The organism is Hymenobacter aquaticus, from assembly GCF_004765605.1.
Taxonomy (GTDB): Bacteria; Bacteroidota; Bacteroidia; order Cytophagales; family Hymenobacteraceae; genus Hymenobacter; species Hymenobacter aquaticus.
Genome location: NZ_SRLC01000001.1, coordinates 2,340,941 through 2,359,303 on the forward strand (window position 1 = coordinate 2,340,941; position 18,363 = coordinate 2,359,303).

The following is an 18,363-nucleotide window of genomic DNA, read 5'->3' on the forward strand; positions in this document are numbered from 1 at the left end:
TCTATGCGGAAATCTGCCGCCACTCTCCTGCTGGCCCTGGCTTTGCCCGTCGCGGCCCTGGCCCAGGCCCCCGTTCACTACAGCGTCGCGTTTCCAAATGCGGTACACCACGAAGCCCAGGTAACGGTCGTGTTTTCGGAGCTGCCCAGTGGCCCCTTGCAGGTGCGCATGGCCCGCAGCTCGCCGGGCCGCTACGCCCTGCACGAGTTTGCCAAAAACGTGTACGACGTGAAAGCCACCGACTCGAAAGGCAAAGCCCTGGCCATCAGCCGGCCCGACCCCTACGGCTGGGACGTGAGCGGCCACGACGGCACCGTGCGCTTCACCTACACCCTGTTTGGCGACCGGACCGACGGCACCTACGCCGGCATCGACCAGGTGCACGCCCACCTGAACATGCCCGCCACGCTGGCCTACGGCAAAGGCCAGGAACAGCGGCCGGCGGAGGTGAAGTTTGAGCTGCCGGCCGGCTGGCAGGCCGCCACCCAGCTGCGCCCCGATGCCGCCAAGGGTACCTACTACGCGCCCAACATGCAGTACCTGATGGACAGCCCGACCTCGCTGGGGCCGCAGAAAGTGCGCACCTGGCAGCAGCAGGGCCGCACCATCGAAATGGCGGTGCTGCACGAGGGCACCGATGCCGAGCTGGACGCCTACGTGGAGCAAACCAAGAAAATCGTGCGGGAGGCCGCCGCCGTCTTCGGCGAGCTGCCCGCCTACGACTTCGGCCGCTACACCTTCGTGGCCAACTACCTGCCCCAAACCAGCGGCGACGGGATGGAACACCGCAACTCGACCTCGCTGACCAGCAACCGCCCCCTGCGCGGCCCCGGCGCGCTGGACAACCTGGGCACCGTGTCGCACGAGTTTTTCCACGCCTGGAACGTGGAGCGCATCCGCCCCCGCGACCTGGAGCCCTTCGACTTCGACCGGGCCAACATGAGCAACTCGCTCTGGTTTGCCGAGGGCTTCACCCAGTACTACGGCGAGCTGCTGCTGCGCCGGGCTGGCATCTACTCCGACGAGCAGTACTGCCAGGAGGCGCTGTCGGGGCTGGTTAGCGCCCTGCTGACCGCGCCGGGAGCCGCCCGCTACTCGCCGGTGCAGATGAGCCAGCAGGCCCCCTTCGTGGATGCCGCCGCCGCCATCGACCCCAACAACCGCAGCAACACGTATCTGTCGTACTATTACATCGGCGGGGCCAATGCCCTGGCTTTGGACCTGCTGCTGCGCCAGAACCACAAAACCACGCTCGATGCCTACATGCGGGCCATGTGGGAGCAGCACGGCAAGGAGCAGCAGAACTACGCCCCGGCCAAGCCCTACACCCTGGCCGATTTGCAGCGGGTGCTGGGCCAGGTAAGCAAGGACACGGCCTTCGCCGGGCAGTTTTTCCGCCAGCACATCCTGGGCCACGAGCTGCCGAAGTTTGACGAGCTGCTGGCCCCGGCCGGCCTGCTAGTGCGCCGCGCCCGCGCCGGGCAGGTGGCATTGGGCAGCCGCCTGAGCTTCAACTCCGCCGACAGCACCGCCTCCATCGGCACGCCGTTTCTGGGCAGCCCCCTCTACCAGGCCGGACTCGACCGGGAAGACGTGCTGCGCACAATCGACGGGCAGCGCCTGAGCAGCCCCAAAGCCGTGCAGGAGCTGCTGGCGGCCCGCAAGCCCGGCGACGTGGTGGCCGTGGAATACCGCACCCGGGGCGGCCTGCGCACCGCTCAGCTCACCCTGACCGAGGACCCGACCTTGGAAGTAGTACCCTACGAAACGGTGCAGCGGCCCGTAACCAAAGCCATGAAGAAGTTCCGGGCCGACTGGCTGAACGGCAAAGCCAGGTAGCCGCTGCTTAGCCTGAAGAAGGGACGCCAGATGCTGGCGTCCCTTCTTTATTAGCGTATTTGCTCTCCGGGCTTCCGCCTGCCTGTACGATTTTCCCGTTTTCGTCCCCCACTCCATGCCCCGCGACTCCCGCCTGCGGCTGCTCTACGCCATTATCCTGCTGGATGTCATTGTGGGAGCGGCCATTGGGCCGATTATGCCGGAGTTTGTGCGCGGACTGCCCCAACCGCAGCTGTGGCTGTCGGTGGGCACGGCGCTGTTTCTGGGCGTGCAGCTGTTTTCGGCCCCGGTGCTGGGCAAGCTCTCCGACGGCTTTGGGCGGCGGCCCATTCTGATTGTGGCGGCCCTGGGCACATTGCTGGCCAACTGCCTGCTGCTGCCGGTGCGGGCCGGGCTTTACTTCACTAACCGCCTGAGCGACGGACTCACCAACGGCATGTACGCCACCGTCCGCTCGGCCATTACCGACGTTTCGGCCAAGGAGGACCTGTTCAAAAACCTGGGCATCGAGGGCGCCATTATTTCCCTGGGCTTCGTGCTGGGCCCGATGGCGGCCGGCGTGCTGCTTACCACGCTGGCCGTGCCCCCGGGCCGGCAGGCCAGCGTCGTGGTAGGGTTGGCCGTGGCCCTGGCCGCCCTGAACGTGCTGCTCAGTCTGGCCCTGCGCGAAACCCACACGCAGCGCACCGGTGTGCGCGGGGCCGAGCTGCGCGCCGAGCTGAGCCGCTCAGTCAACGTGCTGACCATCTGGAGCCGCCTGCAGGCCAAGGACACGTCCGGCCGGGGCCTGCGGGCCATTGTATGGATGCAGGTGGCTCTGACGATGAGCACGGGCTATTATTTCTACTTCGTACCCTTTGCCAGCCTGGGGCCGCAGCGCATGGACGCGCAGGCGCTGTCGTACTTTTTCATGTTTTTCGGTAGCCTCAGCATTGCCATCAACTACATCTTCTACACGTATTTCGCCGACCGGATCAACCAGCGCAAAGCCATTTTCCGGCTGGCCCTGGTGAGCGTACCGGTGCTGGCGGCCTACGGGCTGGTAGGCGCTTCCCGGCCCCTGCTCTACCTCATTATCACCCTCGACTGCCTGACGCTGTCCTTGATTCAGGGCTTGCTGGAGGGGCTGCTGGCCCAGCGCACTACGGAGGAAGACCGGGGCGAGATTTTCGGGCTGAACCAGGCGGTGCAGGGCCTGGCCAGCTTTGCTACTATTCTGGTGTGCGGCGGGCTGTCGGTGGTGCGCCTGGAGCTGCCCTTTGCCTGGTTTGCCGCCTGCATGGCCGCCGTAGCCTGGCAGGCGTGGCGCAGCCTGCGGCCGGCGGCTTAGTCGGGAAAGTAAATCCGGAAGCAGATCAGCACCAGCACCATAATAGCGCCCAGGACCATGATGCGCAGGCCGTGGGCCCGGTCGGGGGCGGTGAAGGCGTGGACCTTGCGGCCGTCGGGCAGGGTTTTGCGGTGCGTGTGCAGGTGCCAGCCGATGAAGAAGGCAAACAGCCCACCCAGCAGGGCCGTGACGTAGCCCCAGGCAATCCAGGCTTTCTGCGACGGTTCGGGCCGGGCCAGGTCGGCGTTGCGCTGCTGGCGCAGCAGCCGGGCCGCTTCCGGGCTGATGACGTTGCCCCGCTCCTGCAGAATCTGGCGGGCCAGCGTCACGTCGAAGCTGTTCCACTCGTCGGGCTTGAGCAGCACGTCCATCAGCTCGGCGTCGGTGAAGGCGAACAGGTAGTGGTCGGGGGCCACCTGGGCGGTGAGCTGCTGGTTCTGGGCCTCCTCCAGGGCCCGGGCCTGCTCAAAATCCCCGGGATGCAACTTTACCACGAAATGGGTGCTCGTAGCGTTGTTGGCGAAGCTGGGGTCGAAGGCGGGCCGGTCGAAGCTGGTTTCGAATGCCACCGCGTGCTGCCGCAGCAGCTCGAGCAGCGGGGCGGCAACTTCCGGGTTGGGAAACTGTTGGTAGAAAACGAATTCGGTCATGCGCAGCCAAATGGAAAGGGTGCTAGATACCGTAATTTTGCCAGCCGGCCCACGCCGGGCATTCTTTTTCCTGCGCCGGGGTTTCGTATCTTGGTCAGCCGCTTATTTGTTACTTCCTCATTGCTTTTCCGCTATGCTCCGTTCTACGCTCCCTGTTCTGGCCCTGCTAACCTTCCCGGCCGGCGCGGCCCGGGCCCAAACTACCGCGCTGCCCACCACGCCCGTACCCGTGTCGGCAGAAGCCCCCAAGCTGGGCCTGACGGGGCCGCGCACGTCGTATAGCCTGAACGCGGGCTTTATTACGGCGGGCCGGTTTGGCTCGGCCTCCTACCTCACGCCCCTGGCTTCTTACCAGCTGACCAAGCGGTTTTCGGTGTTTGCGGGCCTGACCTACATGCACATCGTGCCGGGCATCGGCATGCTGACGCCCGAAGGCTCGCGCACCATCGGGCTGGCCGGCCTGAACCGCTACGTGGTGCAGGGCGGCGGCGCTTACGCCCTTTCGCCGCGCGTTACGTTGGTAGGCTCGGCCTGGAAAGACCTGACGCCGGCCACGCTGGGCCGCGGCGTAAACCCCTACGCGGGCTTCAATAACATGGGCTCGGGCGTAAACATGCGGGCCGACTTCAAAATCACGGAACACATGACCGTCTCGGGCGGGGTGCGGGTTTCCAACGGCGCGGCCCCCGGCTACTCGCCCTACTCGGTCGGCCCGTTCGGGTACTAATTCCAGCTTTTTCACGCGCAGCATACGCCGGCCCCGGGAAGTTTCCGGGGCTTTGCTGTTTCTTTGGCTCCCGATTTTTCCTTCCTGACCACTGCCCGCATGGCCGCCCGTATTACGTATCTGCGCAACGAGACGCTGCGCACCGTCAAGCCCGACTACCCCGGCAACAAGCTGTTCGGCAGCCAGTTTGCCAACGGCGAGGCACTATACACGCCGCAGTTCAGCAACGTGTTCCGCTGGAAATTCCTGACCGAAAACCCGCAGAAAGAGGAGAAGAAAGCCGATACCTGGACCCCGGACGTAGTGAACTGCTCGGAGTTTCTGGCCGGCCAGGACGACGGGCTCGTGTGGCTGGGCCACGCCACCTTCGTGCTGCGTACGGAGAACACCACCCTGCTCTTCGACCCACTGCTCTTCGATTCCGCGTTTCTGAAGCGCCGCCACCCCCTGCCCTGCCGTCCCGAGGAGCTTACCAACATCGACCTGCTGCTGCTCAGCCACGGCCACCGCGACCATCTGGATGAGGCCTCGATTAAGCTCGTGGCCCGGCAGAACCCTGGGCTACAGGTGCTGACCTCGTTGCGCATGACCCCGCTGCTGCGCGGCATGGCCGCCGGGCTGCAAGTGCAGGAGGCGGGCTGGTGGCAGCAGTACGACCTGGGCCCCGAAGCTCCCCTGGAAATCTACTACCTGCCCGCCGCCCACTGGCACCGCCGCGGCCTGAACGACTTGAACCAGGTGCTCTGGGGCAGCTTTCTGATCCGGACCCAGGACAAGCTGATTTACTTCGGCGGCGACTCGGCCTACGCCGACCACTTCGAGGACATCGAGCGGCAGTTCGGGCCCATCGACATCTGCCTGCTGGGCATCGGGGCCTACAAGCCGGCCTTTATGATGCAGCTCAGCCACACCAACCCCCACGAGGCGGCCAAGGCGGCCAACGTGCTGCGCGCCGGCCACCTGGTGCCCATGCACCACGGCACCTTCGACCTGAGCGACGAGCCGGCCTCCGAGCCCCTGCGCACCCTGCAGGACGTGGCCACGGGCGGCATGCTGCGCGCCGAGCTGCACGCGCCCCAAGTAGGCGAAGTGCTGCCCTGGACGACGTGGGAATAGCATTGCGCCTTCCAGCAAAAAGGCCCGCTCAAATTGTTTGAGCGGGCCTTTTCGGCATCAGAGCCTGAAGTAGCGGCTTACTGGCGCACGACTTTCTTCACCACCAGGCCCGCGGCGGTGCCGATGCGCACGGTGTACACCCCGGCCGACAAGGCACTCAGATCCAGCGCGGCCTGGCCCTGGCGGGGCAGCAGCACCTGGCGCTGCACTACCTGGCCCAGGCTGTTCACGACTTCCACCGCCGCCGCTCCCTGACCAACCTGGGCTGGCAACGCTACCGTCAGGCGGCCCGTGGTGGGGTTGGGGTAGAGCTGCGTGGCGGCGGCCAACTCGGCGCTGGGCCGGGTGCCCAGCGTGATGCTCTGGAAGTCGCTGTACGTGAATTTGACACCGTTGACGTAGGTCTTCGTGTTGGTGTCGTAGTTCTGCCGCACCCGAGCCAGCAGGTCGTGGGCGGCGTTGTAGCGCAGCAGGTAGCGGTATGCTTCCTGAATAGTCCAGGCGTTATTGGTGAACGTCTCCGACACATTCTCCACTTCGGTGCCCCACTGGTCGTAGATGTGCGCGTAACGGTAGAGGGGCACCCAGGCATTGCTCTGCCGCCGCTCAAACGAACCCAGGGTGCTGCCATTATCCAGATAGGTGGTCGTGAAACGGCTGTTGAGCTGCCAGGCCCCGTTCAGCCACAGCTCACTTTCCGACGTCAGCACGCGGCCCTGCGAGTCGCGCACCGCGTTGTTTACCCGTTGCTGATTCACGTAGGCTCCGTTTTCCCAGTGCTGCGAGGTCTGCCCGTTTGGCAGCAGCGCCGTGGCGCTGGCGTAGCTATAGACGTGCCGCAGGTTGGGCTGGTACGTGCCCGTAGCCGTGTTCAGCAGATCCTCGGTTTCCTCCACCACCGCGCCGGCCGCATTATACGTCACCGTCGCGCGGCCGCCGTAGGTAGCTACCCAGGCATTGTTCCGCCAATCTTCGTTGCTCCAGGCTACGTAGTGGTTGCGCGCGTCGTACTGCACCGTCGCCCGGAATACGTTCTGCCAGGCGCCGTTCACCCATTTCTGCTCCAGGTGCTCGGTCAGGCTGCTGGCACTGTTGTACGAGTCTAGGCTGAGCGTCTGGTTTTGCCAGGCTGTGCCGTTCCAGTTCTCAATCAGGTTCCGGGTCTGCTGGCCGGCGGCATTGTAGGCCCAGCTGTAGCGGGTGCTGGGCCGCTGCGTCACCGAGTCCCGCTCCACCACCTGCGTTACCTGCCCGCTGGCGTCGTAGGTGTTCAGCTCCACCATCGGCGTGGCCGACCACTGCGTGAGCGGACTCCACTGGTAGATGGTGGTTTTACCGGGCTTGCGCACCGTAGTGCTGCGCGCGGCAGCCGTGGGCTGCGCAACGCCCCGCTGGGCCAGCTCCTGCCGGAGTTCTTTGGGTAATTCGAACGGCTCCCGCAGCTTCATTTCCGGCCGCTGCTGGGCCATTGCCCCGGCACCCGCCAATAGCCCGCAGGCCACGATAAGTAGTTGTTTTTTCATAGAAAAAGCTGATGTGTAAACGTAACCAGCTACAAAGCTACGCACGGGGCTTCTCTCTGCCCTTATCCAAGGCCTAAAATCATAGCCGCTACCCGGTTAGCCATTCCCTGGCTCGCCCCACCGACAGTCTCGGCCGCGGCAGCGCCTCTTCCGGCTATAGTGCTAAAACCCTCTTCACGTCTGTTCACGGCCTACCCTACCCAAAGTCTATACCTAGTCTATATCTACCCGCCACCTTCCCCGGCAACTCCCGGCGCGGCCCTCCTTGGTTTTATCCTACAATCGGGCCGACAGTTAACTTTTCCCGCCAGTCCGGCGCGGGGCTGTATCTTTACCGGCCCATTCCGATTCGTATGTCTCCTACCCTGGTTCTGAGCCTGATTGCCGGCTACTTCACCATTCTGATCGTCATTGCCCTGCTCACCTCGCGCAAGGCTACCAGCGCCAGCTTCTTCGTGGCCAACCGCAACGTGCCCTGGTACATGGTGGCCTTCGCCATGATTGGCACCTCCCTCTCGGGCGTCTCCTTTATATCGGTGCCCGGCATGGTTAAGGCCCAGGCCTGGAGCTATATGGCCGTGGTCATGGGCTATCTGGTAGGCTACCTGGTCATTGGCACCGTGCTGCTGCCGCTCTACTATAAGCTCAATCTGGTGTCCATTTACACCTACCTGGAGCAGCGCTTCGGTTTCTGGAGCTACAAGACCGGGGCTGCGCTGTTCCTGATTTCCCGGGCCATCGGGGCGGCCCTGCGCCTCTACGTGGTGGCCGGCGTGCTGCAAGTGGCCGTATTCGACGAGCTGGGCGTGCCCTTCGCCGTCACGGTGGCCGTGAGCATCCTGCTGATCTACCTCTACACCTTCCGGGGCGGCCTGAAAACCATTCTCTGGACCGATACCTTCCAGACCCTGGCCATGCTGACCTCGGTGGGCATCTCGGTGTATTTGATTTCGGACGAGCTGAACCTGGGCTTTAAGCAGGTGATTACCACGGTGCGGGAGTCGGAGATGTCGCGCATCTTTTTCTGGGAGTGGACCGACTCGCGCAAGTTCTGGACCCAGTTCATTTCCGGCATGTTCATCACCATCGTCATGACCGGCCTCGACCAGGACCTGATGCAGAAAAACCTGAGCTGCCGCTCCCTGAAGGACGCCCAGAAAAACATGTTCTGGTTTGCCCTGATTCTGGTGCCGGTCAACATGCTGTTTCTCTCGCTCGGGGTGCTGCTCTACCAGTACGCCGCCGCCAAGGGCATTGCGCTGCCGGTGAATGCCGCCGGCAAGGTTATCGGCGACGACGTGTTTCCGCTGCTGGCCACTGAGCACTTCTCCCTGTTTGCCGGCATCGTCTTCATCCTGGGCATCATTGCCGTTACCTACTCCTCCGCCGACTCGGCCCTGACGGCCCTGACTACCTCCTTCTGCGTCGACTTCCTGACCATCAGCAAGTACCCCGAGGCGCGGCAGAGCGTGCTGCGCCAGCGCACCCACCTGATGTTTACGGTGGTGCTGGTCATCATCATCCTGATTTTCCGCCTGCTCAACGACCAGAGCCTGATTTCGGCCGTGTTCAAGGCCGCCGGCTACACCTACGGGCCGCTGCTGGGCCTCTTCAGCTTCGGCATCTTCACCCGGCGCATGCTCCACGACAGCTACGTGCCCTGGATGTGCGCCTGGCCGCCGGTGTTCTGCTACGTGCTCAACGCCAACTCCAAAGCCTGGTTGGGCGGCTACGAGTTTGGCTTCGAGATTCTGCTCGTCAACGGCCTGCTGACCTTCCTGGGGCTGCTGGCCATTTCGCGCCCGCCCGCCGCCGAATTGAACCCTGCCTAGCGCAGGTTGTTTAAGCAGAAGCCGTTGGCTTGGCTTTTCCGTACGTACCTTTGCGGGGCACGAAAGCCAGAGCGGCTCCGGACTATTCCGGCGGCTTTTACGCGCGTTGCTTCCATGAAACATCTTTTCTTCATTTTGCTGGCCGTAGCTTCGGCGCTGCGCGCCCAGGCCCAGCAGCCGGCCCAGCCCCCCGTGGTGCTGAAGCCCGGCCACATGCAGGCCCAGGCCCGCCCCGCCGCCAACCGGCCCGACGTGCCCCCGCAGTTTGTGGGCGGGTCGGAAAAGCTGAGCGAGTTTTTTCAACAGCAGGTAAAGTATCCGGAGGCGGCCCGCGTCAAGCAGGTTACCGGCTCGGTGCTCACCCGCTTCACCATCGAGGCCGATGGACGGGTGAGCAACGCCGGCGTGGTGAAAAGCCTCAGCCCCGAGTGCGACGCCGAAGCCCTGCGCGTGCTGGGCCTGATGCCGGCCTGGAAGCCCGCCACCCGCAAGGGCCAGCCCGTCGCCATTCAGGTGCAGCTGCCCGTGCCCTTCGCCGACGCCAGCACGCTGAAAGTAGAGCCGGGCAAAACGAAATTTGAGTAAATGCTTGTCGTGCGGCCTGTTTACGGGCTGGTCATTAGATAAATAAATCCGGCCGCTAGCGGCTCCCATGTCTTTCGCAGCTGCTTACCGCTGCCCTTAGCCTGCTCCCGCCCCTCCCTACCCCCCACGCACCAAGCACCACGCACTAAGTACCCAGAATGGCCAGAAGTGGAATGAATACCAGCGGCACGACCCTCGATCCGGATGTGCCCAAAAAGAAAATTACCAAGGAAAGCTTCCGGCACGGCCTGCGGATTTTCCGCTACGTGCTGCCCTACCGCCTTAAGTTCATTGTCGGCATCGTGCTGCTCACGCTGTCCAGCGCCACGACCATGGCCTTTCCCTGGGTGATTGGCAAGCTCACGGACACGGCCAACGGCAAGCCCTTCGTGCTGCCCAACGGCACGGCGGTCAGCATCACCCAGATTGCCGCCGGCCTGTTTGCCGTGATTCTGTTGCAGGGCACCTTCTCGTTTGGCCGCATCTGGCTGTTTACCCAGGTCAGCGAGTTTACCGTGCGCGACATCCGGCAGGCCCTCTACCGCAAGTTCGTGACCCTGCCCATTCCCTACTTCGAGAAGCACCGCGTGGGCGCCATCACCTCGCGCATCACCTCCGACGTAGGCCAGATCCAGGACTCGTTTTCCCTGACGCTGGCCGAGCTGTTCCGGCAGGTCATGACGCTGATAGTCGGCATCACCTTTATCATGCTGGTATCGGTGAAGCTGTCGTTGTTTATGCTGCTCACGTTTCCGCCCATCGTGGTGGTAGCCATGATTTTCGGCCGCAAAATCCGGGTGCTGGCCAAGGCCACCCAGGACGAGCTGGCCAAAACCAACGTCATCGTGGAAGAAACCCTGCAGGGCATCAACACGGTGAAGGCCTTCACCAACGAGGAGTTTGAAACCCGGCGCTACACCTCGTCTCTGACGCGCACGGTGCAGGCCGCGCTGCGCAGCAACCTCTACCGGGGCGGCTTCGTGTCGTTTGTCATCATCGGCTTGTTCGGGGGCATTATTCTGGTGCTGTGGCGGGCCGCCACGCTGGTCGCCGCCGGCCAGATGACCATCGGCGACCTGACCTCCTTCGCCCTCTATACCATCTTTATCGGAGCTTCCGTGGGCGGCCTGGGCGAGCTGTACGGCAAGGTGCAAAGCACGCTGGGCGCCTCCGAGCGGATTCTGGAAATCCTGGACGAGCCCAGTGAGCCCACCCACCGGCCCCGCGTGGCCGGCACCGCCCCGCTGCTGGTGCGCGGCGACATCGAGTACCGCAACGTGGCCTTCAGCTACCCCACCCGCCCCGATCTGCCGGTGCTCAAGAACATCGACTTCGACATTCAGGCCGGCGAGAAGATTGCCCTGGTGGGCCCCAGCGGCGCGGGCAAAAGCACCATCGTGCAGCTGCTGATGCAGTTCTACGAGCTCAGCGGCGGCAAAATCCTCATCGACGGCCGCGACATTCAGTTCTACGACCTGACCGAGCTGCGCCGCCACATCGGCATCGTGCCCCAGGAAACGCTGCTCTTCGGCGGCTCTATCCGGGAAAATATTGCTTATGGCAAAACCGCCGCCACCGACGAGGAAATCGTGCTGGCGGCGCGCAAGGCCAATGCCTGGCAGTTTATTTCCACCTTCCCCGAGGGCCTCGACACGCTGGTGGGCGAGCGGGGCGTGAAGCTCTCGGGCGGACAGCGCCAGCGCATCGCCATTGCCCGGGCCATCCTGAAAAACCCCGCCATCCTGATCCTGGACGAAGCCACCTCGGCCCTCGACTCGGAAAGTGAGAAGCTGGTGCAGCAGGCCATGGACGAGCTGATGCAGAACCGCACCAGCATCATCATTGCCCACCGCCTGAGCACCATCCGCAAAGTCGACAAGATCCTGGTTATCGACGGGGGCCGCATCGTGGAGCAGGGCACCCACGACGAGCTGAGCAGCAGTGAAAACGGGCTGTACGCGAATTTGCTCAAGCTGCAGTTCGAGCTGAGCTAGACCACGGACTTTAGATGAATTAGTCGGATTTTGTAGTTAATAAAAGGACGAAGCGGGGCTTCGTCCTTTTTCGTTGTATGCTGGCTTATTGCTATCTTATCGGTTTACGCCGATACCTATGGCCAGCAGCACTGTATACCGTATTCGCCGCCCTGTGCCAAGCCTGCCCGATTTGGGTCCTTGGGCTGGAATTATGTTCATACTATGCGCCCTGATGATGGCTTCCGGCGGCCGGTTCAAGCTGCCCGTTCCGCCAGTCGAGGTGCCCACCGGAACCCACAGATCCACAGTCTGCACCCTCACCGAGAGTCCGATGATAGTACTCTCTATTGACGCCAAGAACCGCGTTTACCTAGATACCGAACAAGATACGGCTCTACAAACCGCCCTGATTCAGCGGGTGGCCCAGCAGCGGGGCGCTTTCGGCGGCCCAGTTGCGGCAAGTTGGGCAGTTGCCCTTTCTGGATCAGCGCGTGGAGCAGCTACCGGCCTGGCTGGCAGCTTCCCCGGCCCAACGGCTTACCTTTACCGTGGGCATTCCTCATGGAGCCAGCGACGACCAGCTTTCGACTTACGTTGCCGCCAGCATTAGCGCCTACCAAGCAGAATTCAATCATATGCCCCTTTTCGGAATCCGCGCGGACCGGCGCCTGAGCTTTGCGCAGCTTAAGCATATTACTGGCTTGCTGCAAAAGCAGGGGATTAACCGGTTCAGCTTATTAACAGATGCCCAATCTTACTAACTGCTACCCAATAACGCTTAGCCTCCTTGCCGACTGCTGCCCTTTCTCGCTCCGCTCCCGTTCAGGTAGCCCCCACTGCCGTTTCCTTCGCCGAGTACCAAGCCATTCACCAGGAGCAGCAGCGCCGGCGCCACCCCGCGCAGGAGACGCCCAAGCCCGAAACCGCCGACCCGTGGAAGATGAAAGTGCAGCGCTGGGCCGCCGTGGTGGCGGCCGGGGCCGCGGGCAGCTTCTGGCTCCAACCTAAAAAGCTGGTGGGCTGGCTGGTGCTGGCTACCGTGGGCACAGCGTTGGGCCTGCTGCACCAGTGGTGGGAATACCGCCGCGCCTACCGGCAAGGCCCGGCCCAGCAGGCTTCCACTAGCTTCGCGGCCGAGGCGCGGGGCATCTATGTCGAGCAGGCGGGCAAGCGCCGGTTCTACCGCTGGCAGGAGTTCTACAGTATTCAGCCCGTGGGCCACTGGCTGCTGCTCTACACGTCCGTGGAGCACTGCTACTACCTGGATTTGAACCGGATAGAGCAGCCGGCTACGGCCGACGAGCTGCGGGCACTGCTGCCGGCGGCGGCAACGGCGGCAGAATAGCCATCTTTGCGCCGATGCAGCCTATTGTCTTCGCCGACGTGCGGATTTCCTACCCCGAGTTTCAAAAAATCAACCACCGGTTTGCGCTGAAACAGCGCTGGTACCGGTTTCTGCTGCTGCCCCTGCTGGTCTTTGCGGCGCTCTGGAGCGTGGCTTCCGGCCAGGATGACCCGTCTACCGTGCCGGTGCTCATCGGGACGGGGCTGGCGGTGTCGGCCCTGGCCCTGGCCTACGCGGTGTTCAACTTCAACCGCAGCCTGAAACACCAGTACCAGGCCAGCCCGCTGCTGCAAGCCACCGCCACCTACACCCTAACCGACCAGGGCATCCAAGTCGACAGCCCGATCTGGCGCGGCACTACCAGCTGGGCGGCGGTGCTGGGCTACCGCAAGATTGATGGGTGGTATTACCTGGCCGCTTCCGCCGCCGCCGGCTTTCTGCTCGACCCCGGCTGCCTGCGGGCCCCGGCTACCGTTGCCGAGGTAGACCAGCTGTTCCGGCTTCACGGCCTTCGTTCCCTGTAATTTCCCTGCTTATGCCCGTCGTTACGCTGCCGGAAGTCCGTTTGTCCTTCCCGCAATATTTCCGCACCAATCTGCGCCTGCTGTTCAAGAAGCAGCCGACGCTGTGGTTCATTTTGCTGCCCGCGCTGTCGGGGCTGACGGTGCTCTACGTGCTGCTCACCGGCCAGGCCTCCCTGGCGCAGCTTTGGGCAACTAGCAAAGTGGGCTTGTTCATGGCCGCTTTCGTGGTGGGCTGGCCCGTGCTGCTGTGGTTCAGTATGCGCAAGCAGTACCGGAGGGCTACAGTGCTGCAAGCCCCGACGCGGTATGCGGTGAGCGAAACGGGCCTCGCGGTGCAGAACGAGCTGGTGCAGGAGGAGCTTAGCTGGCCGGCGGTGCAGGAAGCCTGGCACATCGGCGCTTGGCTGGTGCTGATGACGGGCAGTGCCAGCGGCTATTTCCTGGATCTGCGGCGGGTGCAAAGTCCGGCCGACGCGGCCGGGCTGCTGAGCCTGGTGCGGGCCGGCGGCGTGACCATAAAGTAGCGGCCCGCACGATTAGCCGCTCCAAAACCCGCGCATGCAGCGGGTTTTGCTATTTTTACCCCGATTAATCTCCACAATTCCTCTCGTATGCTTTCTACTGCCCTTCTGAAATCCTCTTCCCGCACCCTGGGTGCTACCCTGCTCGTAGGCGGCCTGCTGCTGAGCGAAGCGGCCACGGCCCAGATTACGACGCCCGCCGCCAGCCCCAAAAGCACCGTCACCCAGCGCGTGGGCCTCACCGACGTGACCATTACCTACTCCCGCCCCAGCGCCAAGGGCCGCGCCGTATTTGGCACGCTGGTGCCGTTTGGCAAGCGCTGGCGCACGGGTGCCAACCAGACCACGACCATCAAGTTCTCGGACGACGTGACGCTGGAAGGTAAAAAGGTGCCGGCCGGCGAATACGGCCTCTACACCATCCCGAACAAGACCGAATGGCTGGTCGTGCTCAACAAAAGCACCAAGCAGGGTGCCGACGTGGACGGCTTCAAGGACGACCAGGACGTGGTGCGCTTCTCGGCCAAAACCTACAAGCTGGGCGCCAAAGCCGAAACGTTCACCATGGGCTTCTCTGACATGACCCCGGCCACCGCCAACGTCGACATGCAGTGGGAGCTGACCGGCGCCAAGTTCAAGCTCAGCACCGACGTCGACCCCAAGGTAATGGCCCAGATTGACGAGAAGGTGGTGAAAAACGCCAACGCCTCGGCCAACGACATGGCCGCCGCCGCCGTGTATTACTACGACAACGACAAAGACCTGAAGCAGGCCCTGACCTGGATTCAGAAAGCCAACGAGAAGGACCCCAAGTTCTGGAACGTCCACACCGAGGCTAAAATCAAGCTGAAGCTGAAGGACTACAAAGGCGCCACGGCCTCGGCCGAACAGTCGCGCAAGCTGGCCCTCGACGCCAAAAACGCCGACTACGTGAAGATGAACGAGGACCTGATTGCCCTGGCGAAGAAAGGCAAATAGCCGGGTAATGTGCTGAGGTGCTAATGTGGTTGAATGTGCTAATGCTGAACTCGTGTCCTTGCGAGCAGCGCGTAGCTAATCCGTCTTCTGCTTAGTACGACCCGTCCTTTTACCAGAAAGCCCTTTCCTACCGCGTGTAGGAAAGGGCTTTTTGCTGTAACGCGAAGTTCCACTTCGCGAGGCGTTGCACGACAGTCGTTGCAACGGCGCGGCCGGCTCGCGAAGTGGAACTTCGCGTTACACTGCAGTAAGCAGTGGCGCATCGCCCCCATTCCTCAGGCGCGCATAGGAACCCGCTGCGGCTCGGGGTGGAGCTTCTGGCTGAGCAGGCTGATGCCCATGACCAGGGCGCAGCCGATGATGTTGTACCAGAGGTAGGCAATGTCGGTGGTGAAGAACAGCAGGAAGATGAGCAGCTGGGCGGCAATGGCGGCCCGGAACACGGCCCGGCTGCCGATGCTCTTCATAAAGAAAGCCACCACGAAAATGCCCAGAATGGTGCCGTAGAAGATGGACCCCAGGATGTTGACGGCCTGAATCAGGTTTTCGAGGCGGGCGGCAAACAGGGCGAAGCCGATGCCCAGCACGCCCCAGCCGACGGTGGCCCAGCGCGAGGCCCGCACGCAGTGCAGCTCGCCCAAGTGGGGGCGGCTGGGCTTGTAGAGGTCGATGATGGTGGTGCTGGCCAGAGCGTTGAGGCCGGCGGCGGCCGAGCTCATGGCGGCGCTCAGCACCACGGCAATGAGCAGGCCCACCAGGCCGTGGGGCAGGTAGCGCAGCACGAAGCTCAGAAAGATGTAGTCGGTATCCTTGGCTTCGGCGGTGGGCGCGGCCTTTTTCAGGAACTCCTTGGTGTCGGCGCGCAGGCCCTGGGTGGCGGCTTCCGTGGTTTGCAGGTAGGCGCGGGCGGCGGCAATCAGGTCGTCGTTTTCGGTTTGCAGGGCCGCTACCAGCTCGGTGGTGGCGTCGCGCTTGGCCAGAAACAGCCTGGTCTGGCGCTTTTCCAACTCCATCAGGCCCCGGGCATACTGCGGGCTTTGGGCAATCTGCTCGCGCACGGGAATGTTGAAGGTGAGCGGGGGCTGATTGAACTGGTAGAATACGAACAGCAGCACGCCGATGAGCAGAATGCCGAACTGCATGGGCACTTTCACCAAGCCGTTGAAGAGCAGGCCCAGGCGGCTTTCGGTGGTACTCTGCCCCGAGAGGTAGCGCTGCACCTGGCTTTGGTCGGTGCCGAAGTACGACAGGGCCAGGAAGAGGCCGCCGGTCATGCCGGTCCAGAAGTTATAGCGGTCCTTGGGGTCGAAGTGGAAGTCGATGAGGTTCATCTTGCCGTGGAAGCCCGCCACCTGCACGGCCTCGGTGAAGCCCACGTTGGCCGGCAGGTAGTGCACCAGCAAGTAGCCCGACACGACCATGCCGGTGAAGATGACGCCCACCTGCCACTGCTGGGTGACGGCCACGGCGCGGGTGCCGCCGGCCACGGTATAGCTGATCATCAGCCCCCCGATCAGCCAGACGGTCAGGCTGACGTTCCAGCCCAGGATGGCGGATAGCACCAGGGCCGGGGCGTAGAGCGAGAGGCCGTTACTCAGGCCGCGCTGCACCAGAAACAGGATGGCGGCCAGGGTGCGGGTCCGGCGGTCGAAGCGGGTTTCGAGGTATTCGTAGGCCGTAAAGACGCGCAGGCGCTGGTAGATGGGCACAGCCACGGCGGCAATGAGCACCATGGCCAGCGGCAGGCCGAAGTAGAACTGAATGAAGCGCATCCCGTCGTCGTAGGCCTGACCGGGGGTGCTGAGGAAGGTGATGGCCGAGGCTTGGGTGGCCACGATGCTCAACCCGATGCCCCACCAGTTGGCCTGCCGGCTGCCCAGCAGGTAGGCATCGAGGGTGCGGCTGCCGCGGGTGCGCCAGGTGCCGTAGCCCACGATAAACAAGAGCGTGCCGCCGAGCACCAGCCAGTCGAGCAAACTCATGCGAAGGCGCGGGTGAGAATGAGGAATAGCACCAGCTCGGCGGCCAGGGCGGCCATGACCAGGGCGTACCAGGACCGCCAGGTGGGCAGCAGCGGTGGTTTATCAGTTTCGGGAGCAGCGGGCAAGGGCAGGCAGGTTAAAGGGCGGAATCAGGCGGCAAGATAGGTTCCGGTGGCTGGATACTGGTAGGGAATGGCGGGCGGTTGGTAGGAGCTATGTGGCGCTTGGTAGGGAATGTCTGTCCGGTGGTAGGAGAAGACTGGCGGTTGGTAGGAGCTATCTGGCGGACGGTAGGAACTATCTGGCGGTTGGTAGGAGAAGACTGGCGGACGGTAGGAACTAGCTGGCGGACGGTAGGAACTAGCTGGCGGACGGTAGAGGCTATCTGGCGGACGGTAGGAGCTTGCTGTCCGTTGGTCGGAACTGTTTGCATGTGGCTTAAAGGCTCCGGCTTGTGACGCATTTTTACCGCCCTGCCCGCTGATTCGCATTGCGGGAGAGATGCTTCGACTCCGCTCAGCATGACGAGTACCATTGCACACGAGATGTCTCGCCCTGCTCGACCTAACCAGCCCGCGAGATGCTTCGGCTGCGCCTCTGCATGACGGGCTGGTTTGGTGCCTTGGTACTGATAGACGCTATTCCGGGCTCAGCGCTGCTTGGGGGCCGGCAAAGGCGGGCAATTGGACCAGCTGGCCGGCCAGAAAGGTGAAGAGCACCACGAGCCAGACGGAGAACAGCACGTCGGAGAGGTAGTGCATGTCGAGCACGAGGCGGCCCAGGCCGATGAGCACGGGGAAGATCAGCAGCGGCAGGCGCTGGCGCGGGTAGGCCACGGCCAGGGGCGCAAACAGGCTGAAATAGATGGCCGTGTGGGTAGAGGGGAACGAGCCGGTGTTGGGCGCGTCGTAGCCGAAGCCCAGGTCGTGGTAGGAGCCGGCGAACAGGGCCACGGGACGCAGGCGCAGCAGCACGCCCTTGAGCACCCGGGCCGCCACCATGCTCAGCTCGTGGGTGAGCAGCAGCACCAGAAACAGGCCGGCGGCCGGACTTTTCAGCACCCACCGGCCCACGGCATAGGCCGCGCCCAGCAGCAGAAAAATGGCCGGAATACCCAGCCCGTGCGTCATGCTCACGTCGTGCGCCTGGTCGGCGGTGCTGGTCAGCGTCTCAAAAAACGGCCGCAGGGCCGCGCCGTGCCGGTGGATAAACAAGGCCAGGGGCTGGTCGAAAAAGACAATCAGCAGGGCGCAGGCGGGCAGCAGCAGGATGGTAAGACGCAGAAACTGACGCGGGGTGAGCAGCGCGGGACACGGCATAGGCAGGCGGCGGGTGGAAGACGTGAAGCTACGTAGTGGCGCTTTGCAAACCCAGCCCGGCGGGTGGTTCGTTCCGTTTTCGCCTGAGGAAGAGCCGTGCGGAAACGAGTCGAGCC

General features: G+C 63.4%; 17 protein-coding genes. 12 read left to right on the top strand and 5 right to left on the bottom strand.

Features of this window, described 5'->3' with window-relative positions; genetic code table 11:
• The first annotated feature begins 3 nt into the window (after positions 1–3).
• Positions 4–1,839 carry a M61 family metallopeptidase gene (locus E5K00_RS09650; RefSeq protein ID WP_135463012.1) on the top strand — a complete coding sequence of 612 codons (1,836 nt, stop codon included), beginning with the start codon at positions 4–6 and terminating at the stop codon, positions 1,837–1,839.
• A gap of 115 nt (positions 1,840–1,954) precedes the next feature.
• Positions 1,955–3,169 carry an MFS transporter gene (locus E5K00_RS09655; protein WP_135463013.1) on the top strand — a complete coding sequence of 405 codons (1,215 nt, stop codon included), beginning with the start codon at positions 1,955–1,957 and terminating at the stop codon, positions 3,167–3,169.
• Here E5K00_RS09655 and E5K00_RS09660 read toward each other — a convergent pair.
• Positions 3,166–3,819, bottom strand: a complete 654-nt coding sequence (locus tag E5K00_RS09660) for a hypothetical protein (protein WP_135463014.1) — start codon at positions 3,817–3,819, stop codon at positions 3,166–3,168. The genes E5K00_RS09655 and E5K00_RS09660 overlap by 4 nt on opposite strands.
• 133 nt (positions 3,820–3,952) lie before the next feature.
• Here E5K00_RS09660 and E5K00_RS09665 point away from each other — a divergent pair, with 133 nt between their 5' ends.
• The gene (locus E5K00_RS09665; protein ID WP_135463015.1) at positions 3,953–4,546 is read left to right on the top strand and encodes a hypothetical protein; all 594 of its coding nucleotides are present in this window, start codon (positions 3,953–3,955) and stop codon (positions 4,544–4,546) included.
• A gap of 63 nt (positions 4,547–4,609) precedes the next feature.
• Positions 4,610–5,662 (top strand): MBL fold metallo-hydrolase, encoded by a 1,053-nt coding sequence (locus tag E5K00_RS09670; protein WP_245328251.1) that lies wholly within the window; start codon positions 4,610–4,612, stop codon positions 5,660–5,662.
• Positions 5,663–5,739: 77 nt separating this feature from the next.
• Here E5K00_RS09670 and E5K00_RS09675 read toward each other — a convergent pair whose 3' ends face one another.
• The gene (locus E5K00_RS09675) at positions 5,740–7,185 is read right to left on the bottom strand and encodes a T9SS type A sorting domain-containing protein (RefSeq protein ID WP_135463017.1); all 1,446 of its coding nucleotides are present in this window, start codon (positions 7,183–7,185) and stop codon (positions 5,740–5,742) included.
• Positions 7,186–7,538: 353 nt separating this feature from the next.
• On the opposite strand from E5K00_RS09675, the gene E5K00_RS09680 reads away from it, so the two are divergent.
• The 8 genes from E5K00_RS09680 (at position 7,539) to E5K00_RS09715 (ending at position 14,946) form a co-directional block, all read left to right on the top strand.
• Positions 7,539–9,017 (top strand): sodium:solute symporter, encoded by a 1,479-nt coding sequence (locus E5K00_RS09680; RefSeq protein WP_135463018.1) that lies wholly within the window; start codon positions 7,539–7,541, stop codon positions 9,015–9,017.
• Positions 9,018–9,131: 114 nt separating this feature from the next.
• Entirely contained in the window at positions 9,132–9,602 is a 471-nt protein-coding gene (locus tag E5K00_RS09685) for an energy transducer TonB (RefSeq protein WP_135463019.1), read from the top strand.
• 158 nt (positions 9,603–9,760) lie between these two features.
• Positions 9,761–11,596, top strand: coding sequence for an ABC transporter ATP-binding protein (locus E5K00_RS09690; RefSeq protein WP_210114290.1), 1,836 nt, complete (start codon positions 9,761–9,763; stop codon positions 11,594–11,596).
• 452 nt (positions 11,597–12,048) lie between these two features.
• Positions 12,049–12,339 carry a hypothetical protein gene (locus E5K00_RS09695; protein WP_167856820.1) on the top strand — a complete coding sequence of 97 codons (291 nt, stop codon included), beginning with the start codon at positions 12,049–12,051 and terminating at the stop codon, positions 12,337–12,339.
• A 26-nt stretch (positions 12,340–12,365) separates the two neighbouring features.
• Positions 12,366–12,923, top strand: a complete 558-nt coding sequence (locus E5K00_RS09700) for a YcxB family protein (protein ID WP_135463021.1) — start codon at positions 12,366–12,368, stop codon at positions 12,921–12,923.
• Between the two features lie 14 nt (positions 12,924–12,937).
• Positions 12,938–13,447 carry a hypothetical protein gene (locus tag E5K00_RS09705; protein ID WP_135463022.1) on the top strand — a complete coding sequence of 170 codons (510 nt, stop codon included), beginning with the start codon at positions 12,938–12,940 and terminating at the stop codon, positions 13,445–13,447.
• 11 nt (positions 13,448–13,458) lie between these two features.
• Positions 13,459–13,971, top strand: coding sequence for a YcxB family protein (locus tag E5K00_RS09710; RefSeq protein ID WP_135463023.1), 513 nt, complete (start codon positions 13,459–13,461; stop codon positions 13,969–13,971).
• A gap of 87 nt (positions 13,972–14,058) precedes the next feature.
• Positions 14,059–14,946, top strand: coding sequence for a DUF2911 domain-containing protein (locus E5K00_RS09715; protein WP_135463024.1), 888 nt, complete (start codon positions 14,059–14,061; stop codon positions 14,944–14,946).
• A 275-nt stretch (positions 14,947–15,221) separates the two neighbouring features.
• Here E5K00_RS09715 and E5K00_RS09720 read toward each other — a convergent pair whose 3' ends face one another.
• From E5K00_RS09720 to E5K00_RS09730, 3 genes are all read right to left on the bottom strand, one after another.
• The gene (locus E5K00_RS09720) at positions 15,222–16,928 is read right to left on the bottom strand and encodes a sodium:solute symporter (RefSeq protein WP_135463025.1); all 1,707 of its coding nucleotides are present in this window, start codon (positions 16,926–16,928) and stop codon (positions 15,222–15,224) included.
• Positions 16,925–17,053 carry a hypothetical protein gene (locus E5K00_RS23195; RefSeq protein ID WP_262710075.1) on the bottom strand — a complete coding sequence of 43 codons (129 nt, stop codon included), beginning with the start codon at positions 17,051–17,053 and terminating at the stop codon, positions 16,925–16,927. Before E5K00_RS23195 ends, E5K00_RS09720 begins: the two co-directional genes overlap by 4 nt.
• Positions 17,054–17,566: 513 nt before the next feature.
• Positions 17,567–18,247: a phosphatase PAP2 family protein gene (locus tag E5K00_RS09730; protein WP_135463027.1), complete on the bottom strand. Its 681-nt coding sequence runs from the start codon at positions 18,245–18,247 to the stop codon at positions 17,567–17,569.
• Positions 18,248–18,363: the final 116 nt, after the last annotated feature.

What these genes read in the sequence shown, in the direction of transcription:
- E5K00_RS09660 (WP_135463014.1), bottom strand. Translation starts at nt 3,819, where the DNA reads ATGACCGAATTCGTTTTCTACCAACAGTTTCCCAACCCGGAAGTTGCC.
- E5K00_RS09715 (WP_135463024.1), top strand. Translation starts at nt 14,059, where the DNA reads ATGCTTTCTACTGCCCTTCTGAAATCCTCTTCCCGCACCCTGGGTGCT.
- E5K00_RS09690 (WP_210114290.1), top strand. Translation starts at nt 9,761, where the DNA reads ATGGCCAGAAGTGGAATGAATACCAGCGGCACGACCCTCGATCCGGAT.
- E5K00_RS09655 (WP_135463013.1), top strand. Translation starts at nt 1,955, where the DNA reads ATGCCCCGCGACTCCCGCCTGCGGCTGCTCTACGCCATTATCCTGCTG.
- E5K00_RS09675 (WP_135463017.1), bottom strand. Translation starts at nt 7,185, where the DNA reads ATGAAAAAACAACTACTTATCGTGGCCTGCGGGCTATTGGCGGGTGCC.
- E5K00_RS09685 (WP_135463019.1), top strand. Translation starts at nt 9,132, where the DNA reads ATGAAACATCTTTTCTTCATTTTGCTGGCCGTAGCTTCGGCGCTGCGC.
- E5K00_RS09720 (WP_135463025.1), bottom strand. Translation starts at nt 16,928, where the DNA reads ATGAGTTTGCTCGACTGGCTGGTGCTCGGCGGCACGCTCTTGTTTATC.
- E5K00_RS09665 (WP_135463015.1), top strand. Translation starts at nt 3,953, where the DNA reads ATGCTCCGTTCTACGCTCCCTGTTCTGGCCCTGCTAACCTTCCCGGCC.
- E5K00_RS09730 (WP_135463027.1), bottom strand. Translation starts at nt 18,247, where the DNA reads ATGCCGTGTCCCGCGCTGCTCACCCCGCGTCAGTTTCTGCGTCTTACC.
- E5K00_RS09710 (WP_135463023.1), top strand. Translation starts at nt 13,459, where the DNA reads ATGCCCGTCGTTACGCTGCCGGAAGTCCGTTTGTCCTTCCCGCAATAT.
- E5K00_RS09680 (WP_135463018.1), top strand. Translation starts at nt 7,539, where the DNA reads ATGTCTCCTACCCTGGTTCTGAGCCTGATTGCCGGCTACTTCACCATT.
- E5K00_RS09650 (WP_135463012.1), top strand. Translation starts at nt 4, where the DNA reads ATGCGGAAATCTGCCGCCACTCTCCTGCTGGCCCTGGCTTTGCCCGTC.
- E5K00_RS09705 (WP_135463022.1), top strand. Translation starts at nt 12,938, where the DNA reads ATGCAGCCTATTGTCTTCGCCGACGTGCGGATTTCCTACCCCGAGTTT.